The sequence below is a fragment of the Rhizobium sp. BK316 genome (genome assembly GCF_014193695.1).
Taxonomy (GTDB): Bacteria; Pseudomonadota; Alphaproteobacteria; order Rhizobiales; family Rhizobiaceae; genus Rhizobium.
Genome location: NZ_JACHZR010000002.1, coordinates 173,580 through 196,535, shown reverse-complemented (window position 1 = coordinate 196,535; position 22,956 = coordinate 173,580). Strand labels below are relative to the sequence as shown.

General features: G+C 59.6%; 22 protein-coding genes. 20 read left to right on the top strand and 2 right to left on the bottom strand.

The window, feature by feature from the left end; translation table 11 throughout:
• Window positions 1-47: 47 nt before the first annotated feature.
• From FHT87_RS09460 to FHT87_RS09380, 17 genes are all read left to right on the top strand, one after another.
• Complete coding sequence (locus FHT87_RS09460) at window positions 48-254, top strand: AlpA family phage regulatory protein (protein WP_115668775.1); 207 nt, start codon at window positions 48-50, stop codon at window positions 252-254.
• Window positions 255-737 carry a helix-turn-helix domain-containing protein gene (locus tag FHT87_RS09455; protein ID WP_183801382.1) on the top strand — a complete coding sequence of 161 codons (483 nt, stop codon included), beginning with the start codon at window positions 255-257 and terminating at the stop codon, window positions 735-737.
• On the top strand, window positions 734-1,834 hold the full coding sequence (locus FHT87_RS09450; RefSeq protein ID WP_183801379.1) for a tyrosine-type recombinase/integrase: 1,101 nt from the start codon (window positions 734-736) through the stop codon (window positions 1,832-1,834). Before FHT87_RS09455 ends, FHT87_RS09450 begins: the two co-directional genes overlap by 4 nt.
• Before the next feature lie 62 nt (window positions 1,835-1,896).
• On the top strand, window positions 1,897-3,525 hold the full coding sequence (locus FHT87_RS09445) for a site-specific DNA-methyltransferase (protein WP_183801377.1): 1,629 nt from the start codon (window positions 1,897-1,899) through the stop codon (window positions 3,523-3,525).
• Window positions 3,526-3,527: 2 nt separating this feature from the next.
• Window positions 3,528-6,185, top strand: coding sequence for a DEAD/DEAH box helicase family protein (locus FHT87_RS09440; RefSeq protein WP_183801376.1), 2,658 nt, complete (start codon window positions 3,528-3,530; stop codon window positions 6,183-6,185).
• Window positions 6,186-6,461: 276 nt separating this feature from the next.
• Window positions 6,462-6,614, top strand: a complete 153-nt coding sequence (locus FHT87_RS09435; protein ID WP_162831968.1) for a hypothetical protein — start codon at window positions 6,462-6,464, stop codon at window positions 6,612-6,614.
• Window positions 6,615-6,936: 322 nt separating this feature from the next.
• The gene (gene rfbF, locus FHT87_RS09430) at window positions 6,937-7,710 is read left to right on the top strand and encodes a glucose-1-phosphate cytidylyltransferase (RefSeq protein ID WP_183727684.1); all 774 of its coding nucleotides are present in this window, start codon (window positions 6,937-6,939) and stop codon (window positions 7,708-7,710) included.
• On the top strand, window positions 7,701-8,765 hold the full coding sequence (gene rfbG, locus FHT87_RS09425) for a CDP-glucose 4,6-dehydratase (RefSeq protein ID WP_183802647.1): 1,065 nt from the start codon (window positions 7,701-7,703) through the stop codon (window positions 8,763-8,765). The genes rfbF and rfbG overlap by 10 nt, the downstream gene beginning before the upstream one ends.
• Window positions 8,762-9,997 carry a class I SAM-dependent methyltransferase gene (locus tag FHT87_RS09420; RefSeq protein ID WP_183801374.1) on the top strand — a complete coding sequence of 412 codons (1,236 nt, stop codon included), beginning with the start codon at window positions 8,762-8,764 and terminating at the stop codon, window positions 9,995-9,997. The genes rfbG and FHT87_RS09420 overlap by 4 nt, the downstream gene beginning before the upstream one ends.
• Window positions 9,994-10,536, top strand: coding sequence for a dTDP-4-dehydrorhamnose 3,5-epimerase (gene rfbC, locus FHT87_RS09415; protein WP_183801372.1), 543 nt, complete (start codon window positions 9,994-9,996; stop codon window positions 10,534-10,536). Before FHT87_RS09420 ends, rfbC begins: the two co-directional genes overlap by 4 nt.
• Window positions 10,533-11,777, top strand: coding sequence for a glycosyltransferase family 2 protein (locus FHT87_RS09410; RefSeq protein WP_183801370.1), 1,245 nt, complete (start codon window positions 10,533-10,535; stop codon window positions 11,775-11,777). The genes rfbC and FHT87_RS09410 overlap by 4 nt, the downstream gene beginning before the upstream one ends.
• A gap of 110 nt (window positions 11,778-11,887) precedes the next feature.
• On the top strand, window positions 11,888-13,036 hold the full coding sequence (locus FHT87_RS09405) for a DegT/DnrJ/EryC1/StrS family aminotransferase (protein WP_183801368.1): 1,149 nt from the start codon (window positions 11,888-11,890) through the stop codon (window positions 13,034-13,036).
• A 29-nt stretch (window positions 13,037-13,065) separates the two neighbouring features.
• On the top strand, window positions 13,066-13,818 hold the full coding sequence (locus FHT87_RS09400) for a CmcI family methyltransferase (RefSeq protein ID WP_183801366.1): 753 nt from the start codon (window positions 13,066-13,068) through the stop codon (window positions 13,816-13,818).
• Window positions 13,811-14,530, top strand: a complete 720-nt coding sequence (locus FHT87_RS09395; RefSeq protein WP_183801363.1) for a formyltransferase family protein — start codon at window positions 13,811-13,813, stop codon at window positions 14,528-14,530. Before FHT87_RS09400 ends, FHT87_RS09395 begins: the two co-directional genes overlap by 8 nt.
• Window positions 14,527-15,252, top strand: a complete 726-nt coding sequence (locus tag FHT87_RS09390) for a WbqC family protein (protein WP_183801360.1) — start codon at window positions 14,527-14,529, stop codon at window positions 15,250-15,252. Before FHT87_RS09395 ends, FHT87_RS09390 begins: the two co-directional genes overlap by 4 nt.
• Window positions 15,249-16,103, top strand: coding sequence for a phytanoyl-CoA dioxygenase family protein (locus FHT87_RS09385; protein ID WP_183745798.1), 855 nt, complete (start codon window positions 15,249-15,251; stop codon window positions 16,101-16,103). The genes FHT87_RS09390 and FHT87_RS09385 overlap by 4 nt, the downstream gene beginning before the upstream one ends.
• Before the next feature lie 29 nt (window positions 16,104-16,132).
• Window positions 16,133-17,257, top strand: a complete 1,125-nt coding sequence (locus tag FHT87_RS09380; RefSeq protein ID WP_348649361.1) for a class I SAM-dependent methyltransferase — start codon at window positions 16,133-16,135, stop codon at window positions 17,255-17,257.
• Window positions 17,258-17,293: 36 nt separating this feature from the next.
• Here FHT87_RS09380 and FHT87_RS09375 read toward each other — a convergent pair whose 3' ends face one another.
• Window positions 17,294-17,620: a hypothetical protein gene (locus tag FHT87_RS09375; protein ID WP_183727668.1), complete on the bottom strand. Its 327-nt coding sequence runs from the start codon at window positions 17,618-17,620 to the stop codon at window positions 17,294-17,296.
• Between the two features lie 70 nt (window positions 17,621-17,690).
• Entirely contained in the window at window positions 17,691-19,310 is a 1,620-nt protein-coding gene (locus FHT87_RS09370) for a GumC family protein (protein ID WP_183802645.1), read from the bottom strand.
• Between the two features lie 130 nt (window positions 19,311-19,440).
• On the opposite strand from FHT87_RS09370, the gene FHT87_RS09365 reads away from it, so the two are divergent.
• The 3 genes from FHT87_RS09365 to FHT87_RS09355 are packed head-to-tail and all read left to right on the top strand — an operon-like array spanning window position 19,441 to window position 22,841.
• Window positions 19,441-20,496 (top strand): glycoside hydrolase family 5 protein, encoded by a 1,056-nt coding sequence (locus FHT87_RS09365; RefSeq protein ID WP_183801354.1) that lies wholly within the window; start codon window positions 19,441-19,443, stop codon window positions 20,494-20,496.
• A 1-nt stretch (window position 20,497) separates the two neighbouring features.
• Window positions 20,498-21,769, top strand: coding sequence for a hypothetical protein (locus FHT87_RS09360; RefSeq protein ID WP_183727664.1), 1,272 nt, complete (start codon window positions 20,498-20,500; stop codon window positions 21,767-21,769).
• 55 nt (window positions 21,770-21,824) lie between these two features.
• Window positions 21,825-22,841, top strand: coding sequence for an acyltransferase (locus tag FHT87_RS09355; protein WP_183727662.1), 1,017 nt, complete (start codon window positions 21,825-21,827; stop codon window positions 22,839-22,841).
• Window positions 22,842-22,956 lie beyond the last annotated feature (115 nt).

Sequence of the window (22,956 nt, the reverse complement as noted above, 5' to 3'; positions counted from 1 at the left end):
TCGGCCGACTTAAAACCATCTCGTTTCAACCAAGACGAGGTGGCACCATGCCGAACAACACCCATTTCCCCACGACCGGCTTCGTCCGGCTTTCCGCAATCATCGCGCCGAACGGGCCAATCCCTGTCAGCAAGTCCACCTGGTGGGCCGGCATCAAGGACGGGCGGTTTCCGAAGCCGGTAAAGCTTGGCCCGCGCATCACCGCTTGGCGGGTGGAAGACATTCGATCGCTGATCGACAGCGGAGGCCGGTGAATGGCCGGGCGTCGCCCGAACCGGCGGGCGATCAAGCAGCACTACAGTTACACGATCGAGGAAGCGGCCCTTGTCCTTGGCGTGGCGAAGGGCAGCGTGCGGCGATGGCTGAAGGCGGGATTGCCGCACCTTGCCGACCAACGGCCCTTCCTGATCCTGGGCAGTGATTTGCGCGCCTTCCTCGACAAGCGGGACAGTACGAGACAGCGATGCGGGCATCACGAATTCTTCTGCTTCCGCTGCCGTGAACCGAAAGCCGCTGCCGGTGGATTGATCGACTACACGCCGCGCACGGCCTTTAGCGGGCAGCTCAGCGCAATCTGCGAGGATTGCGACACGATCATGCACAAGAACTTCAGCGCCTCGAAGCTGGCTCTTCTGGAGCGCCAAACAGCGGTTTCATTTCCCCAAGGTGATCCACGCCTAAACGAGATGAACAATCCCCGTTGCAATGATCACTTCGAGAAGGAGCTGAAGAGATGAAAAAGCACCACCCGAAAAACGAGCGGATCAAGCGCCGCTATTTCGATTATCTGAAGGAAGCGAAGCGGATGGACGTGAGCAGCGTGGATCTTGTCGCGGCATCTATCGCGGCTTTCGAGCAGTATTCGAATTATCAGGATTTTGCCAAGTTTCATATTGAGAAGGCCAAGGGCTTCAAGGCTCACCTCTACCAACAGCGCAACGCCACGACCGGCAATCCGCTGTCCAAGGCGACGATCCATTCGCGGTTGATGGCGCTCAAAGCCTTCGTCTTCTGGCTTGCCGGACAACCGGGCTACAAGGCACGGATTTCCTATGCCGATGCCGACTATTTCAATCCGAGCGCCAATGACAGCCGCATTGCCACGGCGCGGCGCGAAAAGAAGGTGCCGACGGTGGAGCAGGTCCGGCATGTCATCTTCGCCATGCCTGATGGCAGCGACGTAGAGAAGCGCGACAGGGCGATTGTCGCCTTTACGCTTCTGACCGGCGCGCGCGACAATGCGGTGGCGTCCTTCCGGCTGAAGCATGTCGATCTTGAAGCGCGAAGCGTGTTTCAGGATGCGCGCGACGTAAGGACGAAAAGCCGCAAGACCTTCACCACCTTCTTCTTCCCCGTCGGTGAAGACGTCGAAGCGGTGCTTGGCGATTGGATCGACCATTTGAAAGGTAAGCTATGGTTCGGCCCGGATGATCCGCTATTTCCGGCAACGAAGGTCGCGCTCACCAATGCCGGCCTGTTCGGCGCCGTCGGGCTTTCGCGCGATCACTGGAAGAACGCATCCGCCATCCGGCGCATCTTCAAAAGCGCCTTCGAGGCGGCGGGCCTGCCCTATGCCAATCCGCACAGCTTGCGGAACACGCTCGCCATGCTGGGCGAACGGCGCTGCCGCACACCGGAAGAATTCAAGGCCTGGAGCCAGAATCTCGGCCATGAGCGGGTGGCGACGACGCTTAACAGTTACGGCACGGTGGCGACCAATCGGCAGGGGGAGATTATCACCGGGTTGAAGGCCGAAACGATTGGCAACGGCGTACCGAACATCGAGATCGAAGAACTTGCGGCACTTGTGGCCCGGATGCTCAAGAAAGCGTGACAGGGCTGAACCGCGTCTTTACAAAGCTGTCAGCGAACCAATGACAGATTGCAGGACCGCACATGCCCACACTCGACTGGATCGGCAAGAAAGCCGTGGTGAACCATCATCGCGAGGTTCCCTATCGGCTGATCCATTGCAACAAGGACAAGAGCCATGGGGATCCGGACGCCGGCAATCTGCTGGTACAGGGCGACAATCTCGAAGCGCTGAAGGCGCTGCTGCCCTATTACGCCGGCAAGGTGAAGTGCATCTATATCGATCCGCCCTACAACACCGGCAATGAAAGCTGGGTCTACAACGACAATGTGAACTCGCCGGAAATCCGCGCTTGGCTCGGCAGCGTCGTGGGCAAGGAAGCTGAAGACCTGTCCCGCCACGACAAATGGCTGTGTATGATGTATCCGCGCCTGCGGTTGCTGAAGGAGTTTTTGACGGAAGACGGCGTTATCTTTGTGTCGATGGACGATAGCGAGGCCGGTTCGCTTAGAATGCTGCTGGATGATGTATTTGGGCGCGGCAACTTCCTTGCTTCTATCATCTGGCAAAAAGTCTTCTCACCGAAAAATTCAGCCCAATTTTTCTCAGACGACCACGACTACATTTACGCCTACGCGAAAAACATCGGCCTGTGCCAATTGGGTTTGTTAGCGCGTGGAGCGGAGCAAGACGCGCGCTACACCAATCCCGACAATGACCCGCGAGGCCCGTGGACGTCTGGCGATTTTTCCGCCCGAAATTTCTATGGCGAAGGTACGTATGCGGTCGAGACGCCGTCCGGTCGAATTATTCCCGGACCGCCGACGGGTATGTATTGGCGAGTCTCAAAGCAAAAAATGAAGGACCTGGACACCGACGGCCGCATTTGGTGGGGCGAAACGAAAGACAATGTTCCCCGCCTGAAACGTTTCCTATCCGAAGTTAAACAGGGCGTCGTTCCGCAAACCCTTTGGTTCTATAAGGATGTTGGTCACACACAAGAAGCCAAAAAGGAGCTTCTTGAGACTGTGGATTTCGCTGACAGCGGATCGGTTTTTATTACCCCAAAACCGACGCGCCTGATGAAACGCATCATCGAAATCGCGTCGGAACCCGGCGACATCATTATGGACAGCTTCGCCGGATCAGGCACGACAGGCGTCGCCGTTGCCCGTGAAGGTGGCGGACGCCGCTTCATCCTGATCGAAATGTTGCCGTCCATTGCCGAGCCGGTGACCGCAGAGAGACTTAGACGGGTCATGAGCGGTTACGAGAAAAACAAGTTGGGAGGCAAGACCGAAACCGTCGAAGGCACCGGCGGCGGTTTCCGCTTCTGCACCCTGGGCGAACCGCTGTTCGATGCCGACGGCAATGTCTCGCCGGCCGTCACCTATCCCGACCTCGCCGCGCATGTGTTCTTCTGCGAAACCGGCTCGCCGATCCCCAAGCGCGCCGATGGCGCCTCGCCGCTGATCGGAACATTCCAGAACCGCGCGATCTATCTCCTGCATTCGGCGGAAGCCGTGGGCGTGGCGCGCGAACAGGCGGGCAATGTGCTGACCGGCGCCATCCTCGAAGCGCTGCCGCTGCCGGCGGCGGATTTTGCCGGCGCGCGGATCGTCTATGCCGAGGGCTGCACGGTGCCGGACGACCGCTTGTCCGCCCTTGGCGTCACCTTCAAGCAGATTCCCTACCAAATCGAGGGGATTTGAAAATGGCGCTACCCGTGTTCTCCCTGAAAAACTATCAGCTCCAGACGCTTGCGAGCCTTCGCCGCTTTCTCGAAAGGACGGTGGAGCTGAACGATGCCGATACGGCCTTCTATGCCCTGACAAAGCGGGCTTTCTATCAGCCGCCGGGATTGCCGGGCCTTCCTTACGTCTGCCTTCGCGTGCCGACCGGCGGCGGCAAGACGATCCTCGCCGCGCACAGCATCGCGATTGCGGCCGATGCCTTTCTGCGTTGCGACAATCCGACCGTGCTTTGGCTGGTGCCTTCCGACACGATCCGCGAACAGACGCTGGAAACACTTTCGAACCGGGCGCACCCGAACCGGCGGGCGCTCGCCGATCGGTTCGGCGAGAATGTCCGGGTCATGACCATTCAGGAAGCACTCTATGCCAAGCGCGCCGATTATGACGGCGGCGCCGTGGTGATCGTCGCGACCATCCAAGCCTTCCGCGTGGAAAAGACCGAAGGGCGCAAGGTCTACGAGGCCAATGGCGAGCTGATGGACCATTTCAGCGGCATCGCCAACGAGCAGCGCGCCATTCTCGAAGCCGGGCCTTCCGGCGATCCGCTACCGTCGCTCGCCAACGTGCTGCGCATGCGCCGGCCGATGGTGATCGTCGACGAGGCACACAATGCCCGCACCGACCTTTCCTTCGACACGCTGGGGCGGCTTTCCCCGTCGCTGATCGTGGAGCTGACGGCAACGCCGGTCACGCCGGACGAGCACAAGCCGGAAAAGGGCATCTACGCCTCGAATGTGCTGCACCATGTCTCGGCAGCGGAACTCAAGGCGGAAGAGATGATCAAGCTGCCGGTCATCCTTCGCGGCCGGGCCGATCCGCGCGACACGATCAGCGATGCCATGGCCTGGCTGGACGAGCTTTCGGCAACGGCGCGGGCGGAAGAGAACATTACCGGCGAATTCGTCCGGCCGGTGATGCTGCTTCAGGCCGAACCGCGCTCGAAGGACAAGCCGACACTGCACGCTGACGAGGTGAAAAAGCTTCTGATCGAAGACTTCCGCGTGCCGGAGGAGCATATCGTGATTGCGACCGGTGACAGCAAAGGCCTTGATGGCGTCGATCTGTTCGACCGCGATTGCAAAGTGCGTTTCATCGTCACGCAACAGGCGCTGAAAGAGGGATGGGACTGTTCCTTCGCCTATGTGCTGTGTTCGGTTGCCGAGCAGAAATCGGCGCGGGCCGTGGAACAGCTTCTGGGCCGCGTGCTTCGCCTTCCCCACGCCAAGCGCAAGCACCATGAAGACCTGAACCGGGCCTTTGCCTTCGCCACGACGACGAGTTTTCAGAACGCCGCAAACACGCTTCGCGACGGGCTGGTCAACAACGGCTTCGAGCGCGTCGAAGCGCAAGCGCTAGTGCGGGCCGTTGCCGAGCCGCTGCACGGGCTGGAGCCGGGCGGGCTGGCGCATCTTCATGAAGAAGCCATTCCGTTCGAACTGGACTTCCAAGCCTTCGAGAAGAACATTCACACCCTGACCGGCGGCCGTGTCGAATTCGATCCGGAAAGACAGGTCATCCGGGCGCGTGGTGCGCTCACCGACTACGACAGGACGGCGCTGCTTCTGGCCTTGCCCGATGCTGCTGCCGGCATGGTCGAAGCCCTGGTGCACAAGTCACGCGGTGCGCGGCTGAAATCAACCGGCGATGAACAGGACGCCATCCGCTTTGCGGTGCCGCGCCTTGCGGTCAAAACCGCCCACGGTTTGCAGCTCTTCGATCGTGGGCACTTCCTCGACATTCCCTGGAAGCTCGAAAACGACGATCCGGCGCAAATCATGGATTTCTTCGTTCCGCCCAAACAGGCCCGCGACGAAGCGCATGTCGACGTGGATCAGTCCGGCCATGTCAATGTCGAATTCGTCACTGACCTGCACGAACAGTTGATGCTCAATCTTCAGGAACGCGGCTGGACGAAGAATGCGCTGGTGAATTGGCTTGACCGGCGCCTTCCCTTCACGACCCGGCGGGACATTACCCGCATTTCCTCGACGCTCTTCATTGCCAAGGCACTGGACCATATTTCCGCGCAAACCGGCATGTCCCTCGAAGCCCTGGCGCGGGCGAAGTTCCGGCTGGTCGAAGCACTGGTGAAGGTGATCGCCAAGCACCGCGACGGCCGCGAAACGCAAGCCTTTCAACAGGCGCTCATTCCGCAAGGCGGGCTGGACTTCAAGACGAGCGCCGAGCTGGAGCTTGTCTTCGAGGAAAGCCGCTATGCCTATCGCGAGCCCTACAAGGGGCGGACGGATTTCAAGAAGCACCTTTTCCGCGTGGTCGGCGATCTGGAGCCGACCGGCGAAGAGCACGAATGCGCGGTCTATCTGGAGCGCATGCCGGAAGTGAAGGCATGGGTGCGCAATACGTCTCAACAGCCGAATTCGTTCTGGCTTCAGACGGCAACGGATAAGTTCTATCCCGATTTCGTCGCGCTGCTTTCCGACGGGCGCATTGTGGTGATAGAATACAAAGGTTCGCACATCGCAAGCGCCGACGACGCGAAGGAGAAGCGGCTTGTCGGCGAGTTGTGGGCAGACCGTTCCGGCGGCTCTTGCCTGTTCCTGATGGTCGAAGGCAAGGAATTCGGCCGGATTGATGCCGCAATCCGCAAGGGCGCCTGACTTTATTGGGGATAACCCGAAAAGATGGAGAGATGGGCAGGCAAGCGAGACAGGGATTTTGATTTGTTGGTATTTTTGTTGGTACGGCGCAAAATCGAACTGATTCAATCTTAATTATTTCAATCAGATAGGCCGACTTTTCTAGTCCTCTTCTGGCACCATTTCCTTTCTCGAAAGAGCTTGTTTTCCAATATCTTCTGTCGAGAAGCCGCTCCCTGAGCGGATATATCTTAGTATTGCCACATAAATGCCAATATGCCTCATTTCGATGGACGCATGCGGATCCAGGTCTACATCATCGCTTTTCTTCTGAGCGCCATCATGTGGGGCGTGACGTTCGACGCCGCGCGCAACGCCTATCGCGCCGCCCACACGGCTGGTTTGATGCCCAATCTGCACATCCAGCATAAGATCGACCGGATTCTCTGAGCGCCTCGTCCCCTGCAGAGCGCTTTTCTTACCCCTCAAAAATCATAGGCATGCGACGCCGATGCAGGGCGTTGCAAAATAGCAAATAATTCCAAGACACTATCGGGCAAACCACTCAGCGGGCGGGCAGAAACCACCCGGCTGATGGTTATTTTCGCCTTGGCTAAGGCAAGCCTCGCACAAGAACGAAATCGGATACCGGCATCACGATGAAGTTACTGCCGTTCCGCTCCGTGGAGATCGTTGCCCGCATACCGGACATATTCGCCTGGCGCATGCCAGCGGCAATGGATGTTATCAGACACTTTGGAGTTCGCTTGGGATGAAAGTCGTAATTCTGGCAGGTGGTCTGGGTTCGCGCCTCGCCGAAGAGACCAGTGTGCGGCCTAAACCTCTGGTCGAGATCGGCGAGAAGCCGATCCTCTGGCACATCATGAACATCTATGCCCATCACGGCCTGAATGATTTCATCATCTGCGCCGGCTACAAGGGCTATATGCTCAAGGAATATTTCGTAAACCTGTTCCTGCATCACAGCGATATCACCGTCGACCTCGCCACCAACGCGATCGAATACCACAAGGGCTCCAAGCCCAGCTGGAAGGTGACCATCGTCGATACCGGCATGAACTCCATGACGGGCGGCCGTATCAGGCGCATCCGTGACCATCTGGCCCCGGACGAACCCTTCTGTTTGACCTATGGCGACGGCGTCGCCGATATCGATATCACCTCGGAAATTGCCTTCCATCGCAGCCACGGGCTGAAAGCGACGATGTGCGCCGTGACGCCTCCTGGCCGTTTCGGCGCGACAAATATCGAAAACGATGTCGTGACCGCCTTCATCGAAAAGCCGAAGGGCGACGGCCAGCGCATCAATGGCGGCTTCTTCGTGCTGCATCCTTCCGTCATCGACCTCATCGAAGGCGACGACACGATCTGGGAAGCCGGCCCGATGCAGTGGCTGACATCCAACAAGCAACTTGCCGCCTTCCGCCACGACGGCTTCTGGCAGCCGATGGATACGCTACGCGAGCGCAACCAGCTCGAAGAGCTCTGGAGCTCCGGAAAGGCACCGTGGAAGATATGGGCTTGACGGACTTCTGGACTGGCAGGCGTGTGTTCCTGACGGGACACACGGGGTTCAAGGGATCCTGGCTTTCGCTGTGGCTGGAAAAACTCGGCGCGGAAGTGGCGGCAGTCTCGCTCGAACCCGAGACCAGTCCCTCCCTTTACGCCCGGCTTTCGCCCTGGAACGGACAGGGCCATCATATCGCCGATATCAGGGATGCGGCGGCGTTCAGACAGCGCCTCATCGATTTCGAGCCCGAGATCGTCATCCACATGGCAGCGCAGGCGCTGGTGCGTCGCTCCTATGAAAATCCGACCGAGACCTTCGCGACCAATGTGATGGGAACTGCAAACGTTCTGGATGCAGTGCGCGAGACACCTTCGGTCCGAACGGTTCTCGTCGTCACCTCCGACAAGGTCTATGCCAATAACGGCAGCGGCATTCCCTTTATCGAAAGCGATACGCTCGGCGGCAAGGACCCCTATTCCAATTCCAAGGCCTGCACCGAACTCGTCGTTCAGAGCTATCGCGACAGCTTCTTCAAGGGGCGCGACATCAGCGTTGCGACCGTGCGCGCCGGCAACGTCATCGGCGGCGGCGACTGGTCGAAGGATCGGCTGATCCCGGATTTCATCCGTGCTTTTGAAAGCAGCCAGCCGATCCAGCTCCGCTACCCGCAAGCGATCCGTCCCTGGCAGCATGTGCTGGAGCCACTCGGCGGTTATCTTGCCTTTGCCGAAGCGCTGACGCTTTCGGATGAGACGGAGTTACCCGAGGCGCTCAATTTCGGGCCGGCTCCGCAGAGTTTCGCGACCGTTGCAGAACTTGCCGATGCGCTCGGCCTTGCCCATGGCGTCAACGACGTCTGGAAGCAGGCGCCCGGAACGCATCTGCCGGAGGCGCCTGCCCTGACATTGAGCTCGGCCTTGGCGCTTTCCGCCATCGGCTGGCGCCCGCGCCTGAGCCTGCAGCAGACAATCGACTGGACAGCCGCCTGGTACAAGGCCAACCGCGAAGGAGCCGACATGCGCGCCTTCTCGCTCGGCCAGATCGCGGCTTATGAGGAAGCAATATCATGACAGCGCATAATTGCCGGTTCTGCGGCGCTCCCTTGAAACATCGTTTCGTCGATCTGGGCTCGACGCCGCTTGCCAACGCCTATCTGACGGAAGAGCAGCTCAAGCAGCCGGAGCCGTCCTATCCGCTGCGCGCCTTCGTCTGCTCCGAATGCTGGCTGGTGCAGGCCGATGCCTTCGTGCCGCCGGAAGACATCTTCAGCCACTACGCCTATTTCTCCTCCTACAGCGACAGCTGGGTGGAGCATGCCCGCCAGTTCACCGTCATGGCGCGCAAGCGTTTCGGCCTGAATGAGACATCGCAGGTCATCGAGGTGGCGAGCAATGACGGCTATCTGCTGAAGCACTTCGTCGAGGCCGGCGTGCCGGTGCTCGGCATCGAGCCGGCCGAAAACGTCGCCGAGGTGGCGCGGCAGATCGGCGTGCCGACGGAAGCACGCTTTTTCGGCAAGGAAACGGCGGCCGATCTCGTCTCCCGCGGCCTGGCTGCCGATATCGTCATCGGCAACAACGTGCTGGCGCATGTCCCTGACATCAACGATTTCGTCGGCGGGCTCTCTGGCGTGCTGAAGGCTGAAGGCGTCGTCAGCGTCGAATTCCCGCATCTGCTGCGGCTGATGGAGAACATTCAGTTCGACACCGTCTATCACGAGCATTTCTATTACCTGTCGCTGCTCGCAGTCGAGAAGGTCTTTGCGGCACATGGCCTGAAGGTCTTCGACGTGGAAGAACTGCCGACGCATGGCGGCAGCCTGCGCGTGCTCGCCTGCCGCGCAACGTCTACCGCTCATCCCACCGGCCCCGGCGTCGCCAAGGTGCGCACTGACGAAGCGGCCGCCGGCTTCAGCGAGGTCGAAACCTATGAAGCCTTTCAGAGCCGGGTGGCACCGATCAAGGACGGGCTGCTCGCCTTCCTCACCGAAGCCAAGCGCAAAGGCAAGACTGTCGCCGCTTACGGCGCTGCCGCCAAGGGCAATACGCTCCTGAATTTCTGCGGCGTCGGCACCGACCTCATCGCCTATGTCGTCGACCGCAACCCGCACAAGCAGGGCCACTTCCTGCCGGGGAGCAAGCTGCCGATCTACGCACCGGAAAAGATGGACGAGACGCAGCCGGACTATGTTCTCATCCTGCCCTGGAACATCAAGAATGAAGTCGTGGCGGCCAATAGCCGGGTCGGCGACTGGGGCGGACGCTTCGCCGTCGCCGTGCCGGAACTGTCGGTGATCGGATGAAATTCGTTCCGACCGCGGTTTCAGGCGCTTTTGTCGTGGAAGTCGACGCGCGTTCCGACGAGCGTGGACTGTTCGCGCGGACCTTCGACGCCAAGAGCTTTGCCGACCACGGTCTCGTGCCTGTCTACCCGCAATGCAACGTCTCGCAGAACCACAAGCGCGGGACGTTGCGCGGCATGCATTATCAGGCCGAGCCGCGGCCGGAGATCAAGCTGGTGCGCGCAACGCGCGGCAGGGTCTTCGACGTGGCGCTCGATCTGAGGCTGGATTCGCCGACCTATCTGAAATGGGCCGCCGTTGAACTCGATGCAGCACGGTACAACGCCTTCTACATACCTGCCGGCTGCGCGCACGGCTTCCTGACGCTCGAGGACGATTGCGAGCTCTTCTATCAGATGTCGGAAGTCTATGTGCCGGAGCTTGCCCGCGGCGTCCGCTGGGACGACCCCGCCTTTTCCATCGCCTGGCCCTTCACGCCTGGTGTCATCAGCGAGCGCGACGCCGCGCTTGAAAGCTATAGCCAGGAGACAGGCCTTTGAGCGGCATCAAACTCAGCATCTGCATTCCGACCTACAATCGCGAAGCCTATCTCAGAAACGCGCTGGAGCATTGCGAGACCTATAATTTCAGCTTTCCCTACGAGATCGTCATCTCCGACAATGCCTCGACGGACAATACGACCCAGGTTGTCGAGCAATTCATCGCCAAGGGGCTGCCGATCCATTATCACCGCCGCGCCGTGAACGGCGGCTCGGGACCGAACCTTGCCTGCGCCTTCCATCATGCGGTCGGCGAATATTCGATCTACCTTGCCGATGACGACTTCCTGGTGCCTGCCGGCGTCGAAGCGGCAATGACCTATCTGGACGCCAATCCCGATGTCGTCGCCTGCCAGGCGCCCTGGTATCTCTATGATGAAGTTCACGATCGGGACCTCTCGCAATTCTACGATATCGCCGAGAACACCAAGTTCGCGCAGCAGAATTTCATAGAGCTCTTCCAGTTCATCTTTAACGGACACATCTTCCCCGAGATCGGCATTTATCGCTCCTCTGCCCTGCGCTCCGCCTGGGTGCCACGCGACTTCTGCTTCTGGGCTTTTTCCTATCTCGCGCATTTCGTCGATCAGGGTGCGGTCACTTTCCTCAAGCAGCCCTTCTATCGCTCGGTAGCGGTCTCCAAGATCGCGCCGGCACGCCAGCAGGCCGGCAATGACGATGTGATGACCTCATGGGACAAGTATCGCGGTGGTCTCGAATACTTCCTCTATATCGCCGCCAAGCGTGGGAAACTGAACACCAGCCGCGAGGCGCGCGCCATCTACGACGAGATGTGCAAGGTCTTCACGCTGAACCGCATCTCTGTCGCCATTCGTTTCTGGGTGGCACGCAAGGATTTCATCAAGGCATACGAGCTCTATACCCGCATGGCGCTCGGCGGCCTCGGCGAACATCCCGAAGTCGCTGAGCTTCGCCACAGTCTCCCGATGATGGTGGCGATCCAGACGCTCACCTATCAGGTCAACGCGACCGCCGGCATCAGCAGGCTCATCCTCAGCGGCATGGCCGATCCGAAATCGATCGGCGAGATGCTGCGGAACATGGGCCTGCTGCCGGAGATCGAGATTGTCGCCGACCCGCAGACGCATGAGCCGGCGCTTCTGGAGAAGACGGCGATCTTCGCCGCCGACATGCCACGGCGCGAGAACTTCCTGAAGCTCGGCTACAAGCCTAACCTCATCTTCATCGAAACCGACGTGACGCAGCATGTGCTCATCTGAAGTTGCGTTCGACGCTGCAAAGCCTCGCGCCAGTTTCACCCCCTAGTTTTTACAGAGTTCCGTGTGCCCCGATTTCGTGAGTCTCAGGCCCCATCACAAAGAATTAAGGCATGACCAACAGGATATTCTACACCAAACCGTCGATCACCGAGCTTGAGACGAGCTATGCAGCCGATGCTGCAGCGAACGGCTGGGGTGCGCGCTGTTACGACTATATCATTCGCTTCGAGAAGGAATTCGCGGCCTATCTCGGCACCAGCCATGCGATCGCGACATCGAGCTGCACCGGCGCCATGCATATGGGTCTTGCCGCGCTCGGCATCGGCGCCGGTGACGAGGTGATCCTCGCCGACACGAACTGGATCGCGACCGTCGCGCCGATCAAGCATCTGGGTGCCGAGCCCGTGTTCGTCGATGTGCTGCCCGATACTTGGTGCATCGACCCGAGCGAGGTCGAGCGCCATATCACGCCGCGCACCCGCGCCATCATCGCCACCCATATCTACGGCAATCTCTGCGACATGGATGCGCTGCTCGATATCAGCCGCCGCACCGGCATCCCCGTTATCGAGGACGCTGCAGAAGCAATCGGCTCCGTCTGGCATGGCCGCCGCGCCGGCTCCATGGGCATTTTCGGCACCTTCTCCTTCCACGGCACCAAGACGCTGACGACGGGCGAAGGCGGCATGTTCGTGACCAGCGACGCCCATCTCTACGAAAAGGTGCTGACGCTCAGCAATCACGGCCGCGCGCGTGGGCAAACCAAACAGTTCTGGCCTGATGCGATCGGCTTCAAATACAAGATGTCGAACATTCAGGCGGCGATCGGCTGCGCCCAGCTGGAGCGCATAGAAGAACTCGTCTCCCGCAAGCGGGAGATTCTCGCCGCCTATATGGTGCGTCTCTCGACGCTCAACGGCATCAGCATGAACCCGGAGTATACCGGCACGATCAACGGCGCATGGATGCCGACGGCCGTGTTCCACCCCGCCATCGGCATCACCCGCGAAGTGCTGCAACAGGCTTTCGAAGCGGCCAATATCGATGCGCGCGTCTTCTTCCACCCGCTGTCCAGCCTTTCGATGTTTGCGGAAAAGCCAGCCAACATCAACGCCTGGAGCATTCCGGAGCGGGCGATCAACCTGCCGAGCTATCACGACATGAGCGAGGCCGATATTGAGCGCGTGGCGGAAACGCTGATCTCGGTCGTCCGCAGCCATAAGGACAATAGCGCCGTTCAACTCCGCCAGTCGGCCTGAGCGCAGAATAGACAGAAGGTTTCAGAGTTATGACCACCAAGGATGATCGCCTCGAATTCGAAGCCCGCAAGCGCGAAATGTCGCTTTCGCTCGGCAAGGACGAGGAAGCCTTCCAGCAGGCGCTCAACACGATTGTGACGCTCGACAAATATGATTACTCCTATCTCTGGTCGTGGATGGGCGTGCCGATCATCCAGATGCCGGCCGACGTGATGGCCACCCAGGAAGTGATCTGGAACACCAAGCCCGACATCATCATCGAAACCGGAGTGGCGCGCGGCGGCTCGATGATCTTCATGGCGTCGTTGCTGAAAGTGATCGGCAAGGGCAAAGTGATCGGCGTCGATATCGACATCCGCGCCCATAATCGCGATTCCATCGAGAAGCACCCGCTTTCGCCGTTGATCACATTGATCGAGGGACCGTCGACCACCGTCGAGACGCTTGCCAAGGTGAAGGCCGAAATCCCGGCCGGCGCCTCCGTCATGGTCGTTCTCGACAGCGACCACAGCCGCGATCACGTGCTCGACGAGCTACGCTGCTACGGCCCACTGGTTACCGAGGGCCAGTATATCGTCGTCGCCGATACGCTACTCGGCCGCGGAGACATGTCGCAGACGCCGACAAAGCGCTCGAAGATCTGGTATCCGGGCGACGAGCCTTACGCGGCGCTCAATGCCTATCTCAAGGAAACCGACCGTTTCGAGACTGACGAAGTGCTGAACGGCAAGCTGGTGCTTTCCAGTTCGCCGGGCGGTTACATAAGGTGTGTCCGTGGCTGACAAGCGCAGACTGAAGATTGGCGTGATTTGCTCTGCTGGTGGGGCGCCGTTTTTCACGGCCGCCGACCTGGCGGTGCGGACGTCCTTTCTCGATTACGCTGACCTGACATTGATCACCGATCGGCCGTGCGGCGCAGAAGCCGAAGCCGATAGGCGATCTGTGTACAGACAGCGACTGGAGGAGAAAGATCGTGTCCAATTCAGCGCGAAAGCCTGCACGATTCTCCAGGAACGCAGCGTGGATTTGGTCCTTCTCTACTTCGCAAGGCTCGTCACCGCCGAGCTCTTTTCAGTCATCCCTTCGCTGAACGTGCACCCATCCCTTCTTCCGGCTTTCGCCGGAATAAACGCACTCAAACAGGCTGTACAGTATCCGGTTCCGATTATCGGTTCGACGCTGCATGCCGTCAGTGCCGGCGTCGACGACGGCTCCATTGTGGCGCAGGTCGCAACGCCCGCGCTCGGAACCTTCACTGCCGACGAGCTTGGGCCTTTGTCGTTTCTACACAAGGTCTATCTTACGCTTTGCGCAATCGATCTTGTTGCCAATGACTTCCTTGTTATCAAGCCGGCCTCCGAAACTGTGGTCCTGTCCGAAGGACTGCGCGTTACGGCGTCTGCCGCGCCTGCGATTCAAACACCGTCTCTCCTCTCGGCATTCTCTGATTTTCAGAGGACACGATCAGCTCTCGAGGGGTATCTGGTCCCATGACTGCCGTTGTCATTACCCAACCGATGCTGTTTCCATGGCCCGGCTTCTTCGAGCAGTTGATGCTTGCCGACAGCTATATCTACCTTGATGATACGCAGTTCTCGAAGGGCAGCTTCACGAACCGCATCCAGCTTCTGCGTGGTAACGATCGCTGCTGGATGACGATCCCGCTTGCTGGCAAGGGCAGCTTCCAGATGATTTCGGAGCTCACGGCGGCGGGCGACGACTGGAAGGCAAGCCATCGCGCGCTGCTGCGGCAATCGCTGCTGGGTGCGCCCCACATTGACGATGCGCTTTTGATCTTTGACAGCGTCTATCGCCATTCCTCGCTGCTGGAATTGCTGATCGCCAGTATCGAGGAGCCTGCCCGCTATCTCGGTATCGGTGCCAATCGGAAGATCGAGAAAACAAGTGAGATGGGCATCGAAGGCACGTCGTGGCAGCGGGTGCTCGACATCGTTCTGAAGGCCGACGGCACCCGCTACCTGACGGGTCACGGGGCAGCGAACTATCTCGACCATGCGGCTTTCGAGCGGGCCGGTGTGCAGGTCGAGTATATGAACTACAGCCGCACACCCTGGCCCCAGCCGGTCGGCACGTTCACCCCTTATGTTTCTGTACTCGATCTCATCGCCCGAATGGGTCCGGAGGCGCGTCGCTGTCTCATCCCGGCCACCGTGGCGTGGCAAGACTTCCTGAAGGAGGAAACGGTAACATCATGACCAACGCAAAGATCACCGACGGCCTGCGTGCCGAATTCAACAGCAACGGCTATCTCGTCATGCGCGGCTTTTACGATCCCGCTGCAGACATCGCGCCGATCCAGGAAGGCATCCGCCAGATCCTTGAAGTGATCTGCAGGAAATACGGCATCGATGCCCCGACCGAAACGACCCATGAGGCGATGACGATCGCCTATCCGATGCTGATCGCCAAGAACCGCGCATGGGGCGGCGAAGTCTATGACGCCGTCAAGCAGATCCCGGCCTTCATGCGGCTCGTTACCAACGCAACCAATGACGAAGCCTTCAGGGGACTGCGTCCGGACAGTGTTCCGGGCATTGCAGCCGGCGGCTACGGTATCCGGATCGACAATCCGGGCGAGGAAAAGTTCCGTGCCCAGTGGCATCAGGAATTCCCATCGCAGTTGCGCAGTGTCGACGGCGTTGTCTTCTGGACACCTCTTCTGCCGGTCACGCAGGACATGGGGCCGGTGCAGATCGCCCACGGTTCGCATGCCGAAGGCCTCGTTCCAGTCTATGAGGACGATGCCGGCGCCGGCAAGACGGGCGCTTACGCGCTGCATCTCGATCGCGCCGAAGAGCGTCTGGCCCGCTACAAGCACGTCGCACCGCTGACGAACCCTGGCGACCTCGTGCTGATGGACTTCCTGACGCTGCATCAGTCGGGCCACAACGTCTCGACCACGCCGCGCTGGAGCATCCAGTTCCGCTATTTCAACTACCTCGAGCCGGTCGGCATCCGCATCGGCTGGAAGGGCTCCTTTGCCGCCGGCGTGAAGTTCGCCGATGTGCTCCCGGAGCTCTCCGTACAACGCGAGGCAGCCGAATGACGTCCTGCCGCGTTTGCAGCAAAGAGATTGTGTCGCCGGCCTATGAAACGCCGGCGCCTGCCCTTACCTCCATCATGACGCTTCTGGACATCCCGACCCGCGTTTATATCTGCGATGGTTGCGGCCACGCGCAATGCGATGAGATTCCGGATATCAAGGGCTTCTATGATACCGGCTATCGTATTTCGCTGAGCAGCGAGGACCATGACCAGATTTTTGCGGTCAAGGCAGATGGCACCGTGATCTATCGCACGGATCATCAAGCAGAGATTTCCCGCAATCTGCTCAATCTTTCTCAGGGTGCCAAGCTTCTGGATTACGGCGCCGCCAAAGCCACAACGCTGCGCAAAGTGGTTGGCGCCAGGCCCGATATAAAGCCTCATGTCTTCGACGTTTCCGCCGACTATGCGCCTGCATGGGAAGGCTGGATCGCATCCGAGGCGCAGGCGACCTACGAGGCGCCTGAAGAATGGACAGGCCGTTTCGATGCAGCAATGAGCCATTTCGTGATCGAGCACGTGGCCGATCCCGTCGGTTTCATCAGCGGCATCCGCAAACTGCTGAAGCCGCACGGCACGCTACTACTTTCAATGCCTGACGTTTCGGCCAATCCTGGCGACATGACGGTAGCGGACCATGTCAATCATTTCAGCGAAGCCTCGCTGCGTCGGGCTCTTGCCGCCGGTGGCTTCGAAGTTTCGGTGCTCGATACGACATCCTTCCCAGGTGCTTTCTTCGTCGTCGCTATCCGCAGCGAAACGCCTGTAAAGGAAGAACAGGACGCAGCTCTCGTTCGGCAGGCTGTCGATCGCGGACTGGAAATCTGCGATTTCTGGCGGGTTTCGGCCGGCGGACTGGAAAAACAGGCAGCGATCTTCCGCGGACGCAAGGCGGCAATCTATGGCGCAGGCTTTTATGGAAGCTGGATCTTCAGCCGCATCAGCAAAGACGTTGAGGTGACGGCCTTCCTGGATCAGAATCCGAACATGCAGAATGCAACGCATTTCGGCCACCCGGTCACCGCACCGACGGCAATCGCCGAAGACGCAGAGGCCCTGTTCATCGGCCTCAATCCGCTGAAAGCACGCGCTGCAATCGGCAACATGCCATACCTGCACAAGCCGGGTCTGGAACTTGTCTGGCTGGATTCGTAACGCTGTCAAGCCGGTGGCGTCTTTCGCCTCCGGCTTTCACCGCACCGGCTGGTAATGGCCGCGCAGCGGTACGCGGCTGTCCATAGACACGACACCGTCACGTTCGCAGACATACATCAGCGTCGGCATACCGCCGGAGCGGAAGATCTCATCGTAGCGGCGGCGGATCTGCACGGTTTCGGTGTGGCAGTCGTAGGACTCTTCCACCTTCTTGTCCGGCTGGGCCTTCACGCCCGGAAGATCCTTGTAGGGATAGAGCGGCTGCACGGCCTGCTTGCCGGAATTCTGCCAGTCGATAGCAAAAGCAGGTGCGGCGGAAGCGCCGGCAGCAAGCGATAGCAGAAGAACGGCAACGAACCGCATCACAACCTCTTTCCGGCGCATCGTCCGTTCGATGCCCATTTTCAGGATGTAGGAGGATCAGCGGCCGCCATCAAGCGGAGGCGCGGGCTGGTTTGCGGAAATAGCTTCTGATGACGGGATGAGAGAAGAGGCCAGCGAGGATCGCAAAGCCTGCGCCGACAGCAAAGCCTGCAAGCAGGCCGCCGATCATGCCTGCGACCATGATGACTTTCTTGCTCGGTCCATCCGCCTTGACAGGAACTTCAGCGGGCGAGACGACGCGTATATTGCTTTGGCTCAGGTTCTGCTCTTCGCTGGTCTCACCGGAACGCTTCAGAACTGATTCGTAAAGTTCACGGGCGGCAGTCGCCTTGCGCTGCAGCTCGTTCAACTGCACCTGCTTGTCCGATGTCGTCGCCTGCAGGGCCTTCTGGACCGCGAGCTCCTTTGCGATATCGTCTTCGGCCTTCTTGGCCTGTTCGTATTCGGTTCTTGCCGAGGTCGCGACCCGCTGCAGCTCACCCTTGATTTCAATGCCAATACTGGCGAGCGAAGAGCGGGCAGCCTGGAGGCGCGGATGGCGGGTGCCCATCTGGCTCTGCAAGCTGCCGACGACAGCGGCCTGGGCGGAATATTGCTGCCGCAGGCTGACGAGCGGCGACGTGCCCGTGGCTCCGTCCGTCTGGCTGCCGGCGACGACATCCTCGACCCTAAGATTTGCGGCGGCATCGGCACGGGCCTTGGCCTGAATGGTCTTTTCCTGGGCGGTGACGAGCAGCGTATTGAGCGATGAAAGGCGCTGGTCGGAGATCAGATTGCCCTCGGTCGCCGCCATGTCGTTGTCGGCGCGGAAGGTTTCCACCGCCTGCTCTGCTTCCTGCACCTTCCGGCGCAGATCGTCGAGGCGGCCGTCGAGTGCTGAGGAGGTCGTCTCATAAAGGCCTGATGATGCGCTGCTTTCCTCCTGCATGAAGGAGGTGACAACCTGGTTTGCGAGCTTTGCGGATTTTTCCGGATCGCGTGTCGTTGCGGCAAGCGAGACCACGTAGGTGTTGTTCTCGCGTGTGATCAGCAGAGCCTTCTGAAGGGTGCCGATGATGGCGGCGCCATCCGTCCTGCCGCCTGTGAATTCCGGATCCTGATTGAGCTTCATGGCGTCGGCTACGCGACGCAATACGTTGCCCGAGGTCAACAACTGAACCTGGCTGTCGATCAGCGTCGAAATCATTTCCGGCGACGGGGCCGCGTTCTGAGAGCCGCTGTCGGCAAGACCGATCTGGCGCGGATCGAAATAGAGGGCGGCAACGGCGGTGAATTTCTGCGGAATACGGGGCGCGATCACCGCGCCGGCGGCGGCACCGACGAGGCAAAGACCGGCAATGATCAGGCGCCGGCTCCAGACGGCAGCGACCGCAGATCTGATATCCAGCAATGGTCCGGCGGCATCAGGTGCCTGCTCGACCACAGGTTCGGGCGCTGACGGGGGTTCGGCGGCAGGAATATCGCGGCGTGACGCTTCGGCGGGACGACTTTCCGACGCTGTCCCGCGAACCGGAAGAGGATCGGGCTCGGGGGGCGGTGGAGGCGGAACGAAATCGGTCGGCCGGATGATCGGGCTGCGCGCACGGGTGCCTTCAGGCGCAGGCTGAGACGACTCATAACTGCGCCAGGCAGGCAAGCGGCTCACCCTGTTCCCGTCATACTGATTCATAGACACCGCATCCACCCGGCGAGAAAGCATGGCCGAGACAGAGCGACTTTAGAAATTCTTAGCTAACGGACCGTTAAGATGCCGGCATCGAAGCCGACGTGGCGACCTGCCGCGACCCGCGAGGATAGCCATGAAACGGAAAAGACTGCTGCAGAGGCTGCTGCTTGCCGCCGTCACGGCCAGTTCGTCCACCGCCCATGCCGCTGACGTGCCACTCTGCTATTATGGCGTCAATCTCTCCGGTGCCGAATATGGCGAGCGTGGCGGGGTCTACGGCACGAACTACACCTACCCAACCGAAGAAACGATCAGCTATTTCGCTGAGAAGGGCATGACGATCATCCGTCTGCCCTTCCGCTGGGAGCGGCTGCAGCCGGCGCTTGGCGCACGGCTCGACAATGACGAGCTGCAGCGGTTGAAGGATACGGTTTCGCTGGTTCGCAAGCATAAGATGAGCGTGCTGCTCGATCCGCATAATTTCGGCTACTACGACAAGGATCAGATCGGCAAGCCACCGGCGACGAATGCAGCCTTTGCCGATTTCTGGGCGCGGCTTTCCGTCGAATTTGCCAATCAGGACGGCGTGCTCTTCGGGCTGATGAACGAGCCGCACGACATTCCAGCGACCGACTGGCTGAAAGCCGCCAATGCCGCAATCCGCGGCATTCGGGCGGTCGGCGCCCGCAATCTCATCCTCGTTCCCGGCACGGCCTGGAGCGGAGCGGCAAGCTGGGAAACCGATGTGATCGGTGGTGCGAACGGAACCGTCATGCTCGGCGTGCGCGATCCGCTCGATTTCTACGCCTATGAATTCCATCAGTATCTCGATGCGGATTCCTCCGGCACGCACGAGACCTGCGAGGGTGCAAAGGCGGCGACCGATGCCATCACCAACGTGACTGCCTGGCTGAAGAAGAACGGCAAACGCGGTTTTCTCGGCGAGTTCGGCGCCTCGGAGAATGCGGATTGCCTCGATGGCCTGAAGACCATGCTCACCACCATGTCCGACAATAGCGATGCGTGGATCGGCTTCTCCTACTGGGCGGCTGGCGAATGGTGGCCGGCCAACGAACCTTTCAACGTGCAGCCGCGTGACGCGCCCGAGCGCCCGCAGATGCGCCTGCTTCAGCAAATGGTTGCCAAACAAGCGCCCGTCTGCGCAGCGGTAAAGCCTGCGGGGAAGTGACATGGCAGCAATTGGAGAGACAAGCACGAGATTCGAAACGGTTGCTCATGCGGCCAGTCCGGCTTCGCGTCTCGATTACCCTGTTCTGATCCTCGGGCTGCTCTCGGTTCTCTACAACGGCATCCTGGCCTTCATAAACCACAATGTCATGCCGCTTTCGTTGACGCATGTGGCGGCCAGCGAAGGCCTGATCATGGCGAGCGCGATCATCTACATCCTGCGCAAGGGCATCTATGAGGAAGACCTTCCGGCCTTTCTGTTCATGCTCTTCACGCTGATCGTGACGATCTATGTCAGCGCGCTCAACCGGATGGCCTTTATCGATCATTTCCGCAATGTGCTGATCATCTTCTGCTTCACGGGGCTTGGTGGCTGGTGCAACGAGCGGACGCTGAAGCTGATCTTCCGGGTGGCCTGCTTCATGGTACTGCTTTTCCTGATCTTCGAGATCATCAGCGTGCCCTTCTATGTCAGCATCGTGCACCCATCCGACTATTTCGCCAACACACGCGGGCTGAAGCCGCTCAGCTTCAACACGACGGGCCTGTTCCAGAATGCGCTTGGCTTTCCAGGTCGATTCTCCTTCGGCATCATCGACCATCGTTCGTCATCGATCTTTCTGGAACAGGTATCGCTTGCCAATTTCTGCGGCGTGATCGCGATCTACCTTATTTCGATGTGGGATAGGTTGACACGGGTCGATCGGGCTCTGGCCATAGCGACGGCGCTCCTGATCCTGACGACAAACGACACCCGCACGATGCTGATCTTCTGCATCTGCTGTATCGGCGGCTATTTCGTCTTTCCGAAAATTCCCAAGGTCTTCAATCTGGCACTGATGCCGCTCATCGTTTGCGCCGGCTTCCTTGTCTACATGAAGGACCCCAATGCGATCGGCGACAACTTCACCGGCCGTATCAATCTGACGATGAAGAAACTGATAGATCTCGATCCGCTGGCGATCCTCGGGCTTTCGGTCGATAAAGTCGCCGAATTCGCCGACAGCGGCTATGTCTATCTCGTCTATGGCGCGACGATCTTCGGCGTCATCGCCTTCTGGCTCTTCGTCTGCCTGTTCCCGGCGGGCACAAGCCCGGCACAAAGACGCTGCGCGCATTCACTTTCTCTTTTCATTTTTCTGAATATGATGATCGGAGGAACGGCAATCTTCTCCATGAAGATCGCCGGCCTTCTCTGGCTTGTCATCGGGTTCATGCGTTTCCGCGACACGCCACGCATCCGGCAGGGTCGTCCGGCAAATGTACTGAGTTGACGAAGCGGGCTACCCGACGGGCGATCCGCGGGAGCCTGTGGGAGCAAGACACCAGATGCTTGTCCAGCTGCAATATCTGCGTGCCATAGCGGCGCTGATGGTCGTTTACTTCCATGCCATCCTGCAGCTTGCCAAGGTCAATCCCGCCGTCGACGCGACCTCGTTCATCTATGGCGAAACGGGTGTCGATATCTTCTTCGTGCTCAGCGGCTTCGTGATGTGGCTGACCACCAGCGGACGAAACATGACGCCGGTCGATTTCGCCCGCAAGCGCGTCAAGAGGATCGTGCCGCTCTATTGGCTGGCGACGCTGTTTTCGGCAACTGTGGCGCTTATCGCACCGTCGCTTCTCAAATCAACGGTCTTCGATCTGCCGCATCTGATGGCCTCGCTGCTCTTCATGCCGTGGATCAACCCGGTCGACCCGACAATGATCGCGCCTGTCATCGTGCCCGGCTGGACGCTGAATTACGAGATGTTCTTCTATTTCGTCTTCGCGCTGCTATTGCCGATCCGCGAGGATTATCGCCTGCCGGCCCTCTTCGGTGCCTTTGCAGCCATCCTGATCGTCTGTCATCTGCTGCCGGAAACGACCGCCACCAAATTCTACGGCGAGCCGATCATCCTCGAATTCCTGGCCGGCGTGGCACTCGGCTGGCTCTATCGCCAGAAACTCCTGCTGCCGCAACGCTGGGCCTGGGTTCTGCTGGCCGTCGGCTTTGCCTTCCTGTTCATCAACGAGGATCTGGTGCGGCCGGACGACCGTTATTATGGCTGGGGCATACCGGCGATATTCATCGTCTACAGCGCTATTTCCATCGACTTTTCGAAATTGCCCTTTGTCCGCTGGCTCAACTATCTCGGCGACGCCTCTTACGAAATCTACATCACGCATGCCTTCACGCTGGCGTTTCTCAGAATTATCGCCAACCACTTCCCGATCGGTGCGCTTCAGCAGCCTGTTATTTTCGTGATCCTTTGCCTCGTGCTCTCTTCCATCGTGGGGGCGATCATTCACGAAATCATTACCCCGCGCAGAAAAGTCCGGGTTGCCAGCCGGCCGGCCATTTGACGTCAAAACGTCAGAGGGCGAGGACGGGCTTTCCGACGGCGCAGGCAGAACGGAATCCCGCGCGGCGTGTCATAAGCTTGCGGTCATGAAAGCAAATGCCGCAGGCGTGAAAGTT

What these genes read in the sequence shown, in the direction of transcription:
- FHT87_RS09460 (WP_115668775.1), top strand. Translation starts at nt 48, where the DNA reads ATGCCGAACAACACCCATTTCCCCACGACCGGCTTCGTCCGGCTTTCC.
- FHT87_RS09455 (WP_183801382.1), top strand. Translation starts at nt 255, where the DNA reads ATGGCCGGGCGTCGCCCGAACCGGCGGGCGATCAAGCAGCACTACAGT.
- FHT87_RS09450 (WP_183801379.1), top strand. Translation starts at nt 734, where the DNA reads ATGAAAAAGCACCACCCGAAAAACGAGCGGATCAAGCGCCGCTATTTC.
- FHT87_RS09445 (WP_183801377.1), top strand. Translation starts at nt 1,897, where the DNA reads ATGCCCACACTCGACTGGATCGGCAAGAAAGCCGTGGTGAACCATCAT.
- FHT87_RS09440 (WP_183801376.1), top strand. Translation starts at nt 3,528, where the DNA reads ATGGCGCTACCCGTGTTCTCCCTGAAAAACTATCAGCTCCAGACGCTT.
- FHT87_RS09435 (WP_162831968.1), top strand. Translation starts at nt 6,462, where the DNA reads ATGCGGATCCAGGTCTACATCATCGCTTTTCTTCTGAGCGCCATCATG.
- rfbF (WP_183727684.1), top strand. Translation starts at nt 6,937, where the DNA reads ATGAAAGTCGTAATTCTGGCAGGTGGTCTGGGTTCGCGCCTCGCCGAA.
- rfbG (WP_183802647.1), top strand. Translation starts at nt 7,701, where the DNA reads ATGGGCTTGACGGACTTCTGGACTGGCAGGCGTGTGTTCCTGACGGGA.
- FHT87_RS09420 (WP_183801374.1), top strand. Translation starts at nt 8,762, where the DNA reads ATGACAGCGCATAATTGCCGGTTCTGCGGCGCTCCCTTGAAACATCGT.
- rfbC (WP_183801372.1), top strand. Translation starts at nt 9,994, where the DNA reads ATGAAATTCGTTCCGACCGCGGTTTCAGGCGCTTTTGTCGTGGAAGTC.
- FHT87_RS09405 (WP_183801368.1), top strand. Translation starts at nt 11,888, where the DNA reads ATGACCAACAGGATATTCTACACCAAACCGTCGATCACCGAGCTTGAG.
- FHT87_RS09400 (WP_183801366.1), top strand. Translation starts at nt 13,066, where the DNA reads ATGACCACCAAGGATGATCGCCTCGAATTCGAAGCCCGCAAGCGCGAA.
- FHT87_RS09390 (WP_183801360.1), top strand. Translation starts at nt 14,527, where the DNA reads ATGACTGCCGTTGTCATTACCCAACCGATGCTGTTTCCATGGCCCGGC.
- FHT87_RS09385 (WP_183745798.1), top strand. Translation starts at nt 15,249, where the DNA reads ATGACCAACGCAAAGATCACCGACGGCCTGCGTGCCGAATTCAACAGC.
- FHT87_RS09375 (WP_183727668.1), bottom strand. Translation starts at nt 17,620, where the DNA reads ATGCGGTTCGTTGCCGTTCTTCTGCTATCGCTTGCTGCCGGCGCTTCC.
- FHT87_RS09370 (WP_183802645.1), bottom strand. Translation starts at nt 19,310, where the DNA reads ATGAATCAGTATGACGGGAACAGGGTGAGCCGCTTGCCTGCCTGGCGC.
- FHT87_RS09365 (WP_183801354.1), top strand. Translation starts at nt 19,441, where the DNA reads ATGAAACGGAAAAGACTGCTGCAGAGGCTGCTGCTTGCCGCCGTCACG.
- FHT87_RS09360 (WP_183727664.1), top strand. Translation starts at nt 20,498, where the DNA reads ATGGCAGCAATTGGAGAGACAAGCACGAGATTCGAAACGGTTGCTCAT.
- FHT87_RS09355 (WP_183727662.1), top strand. Translation starts at nt 21,825, where the DNA reads ATGCTTGTCCAGCTGCAATATCTGCGTGCCATAGCGGCGCTGATGGTC.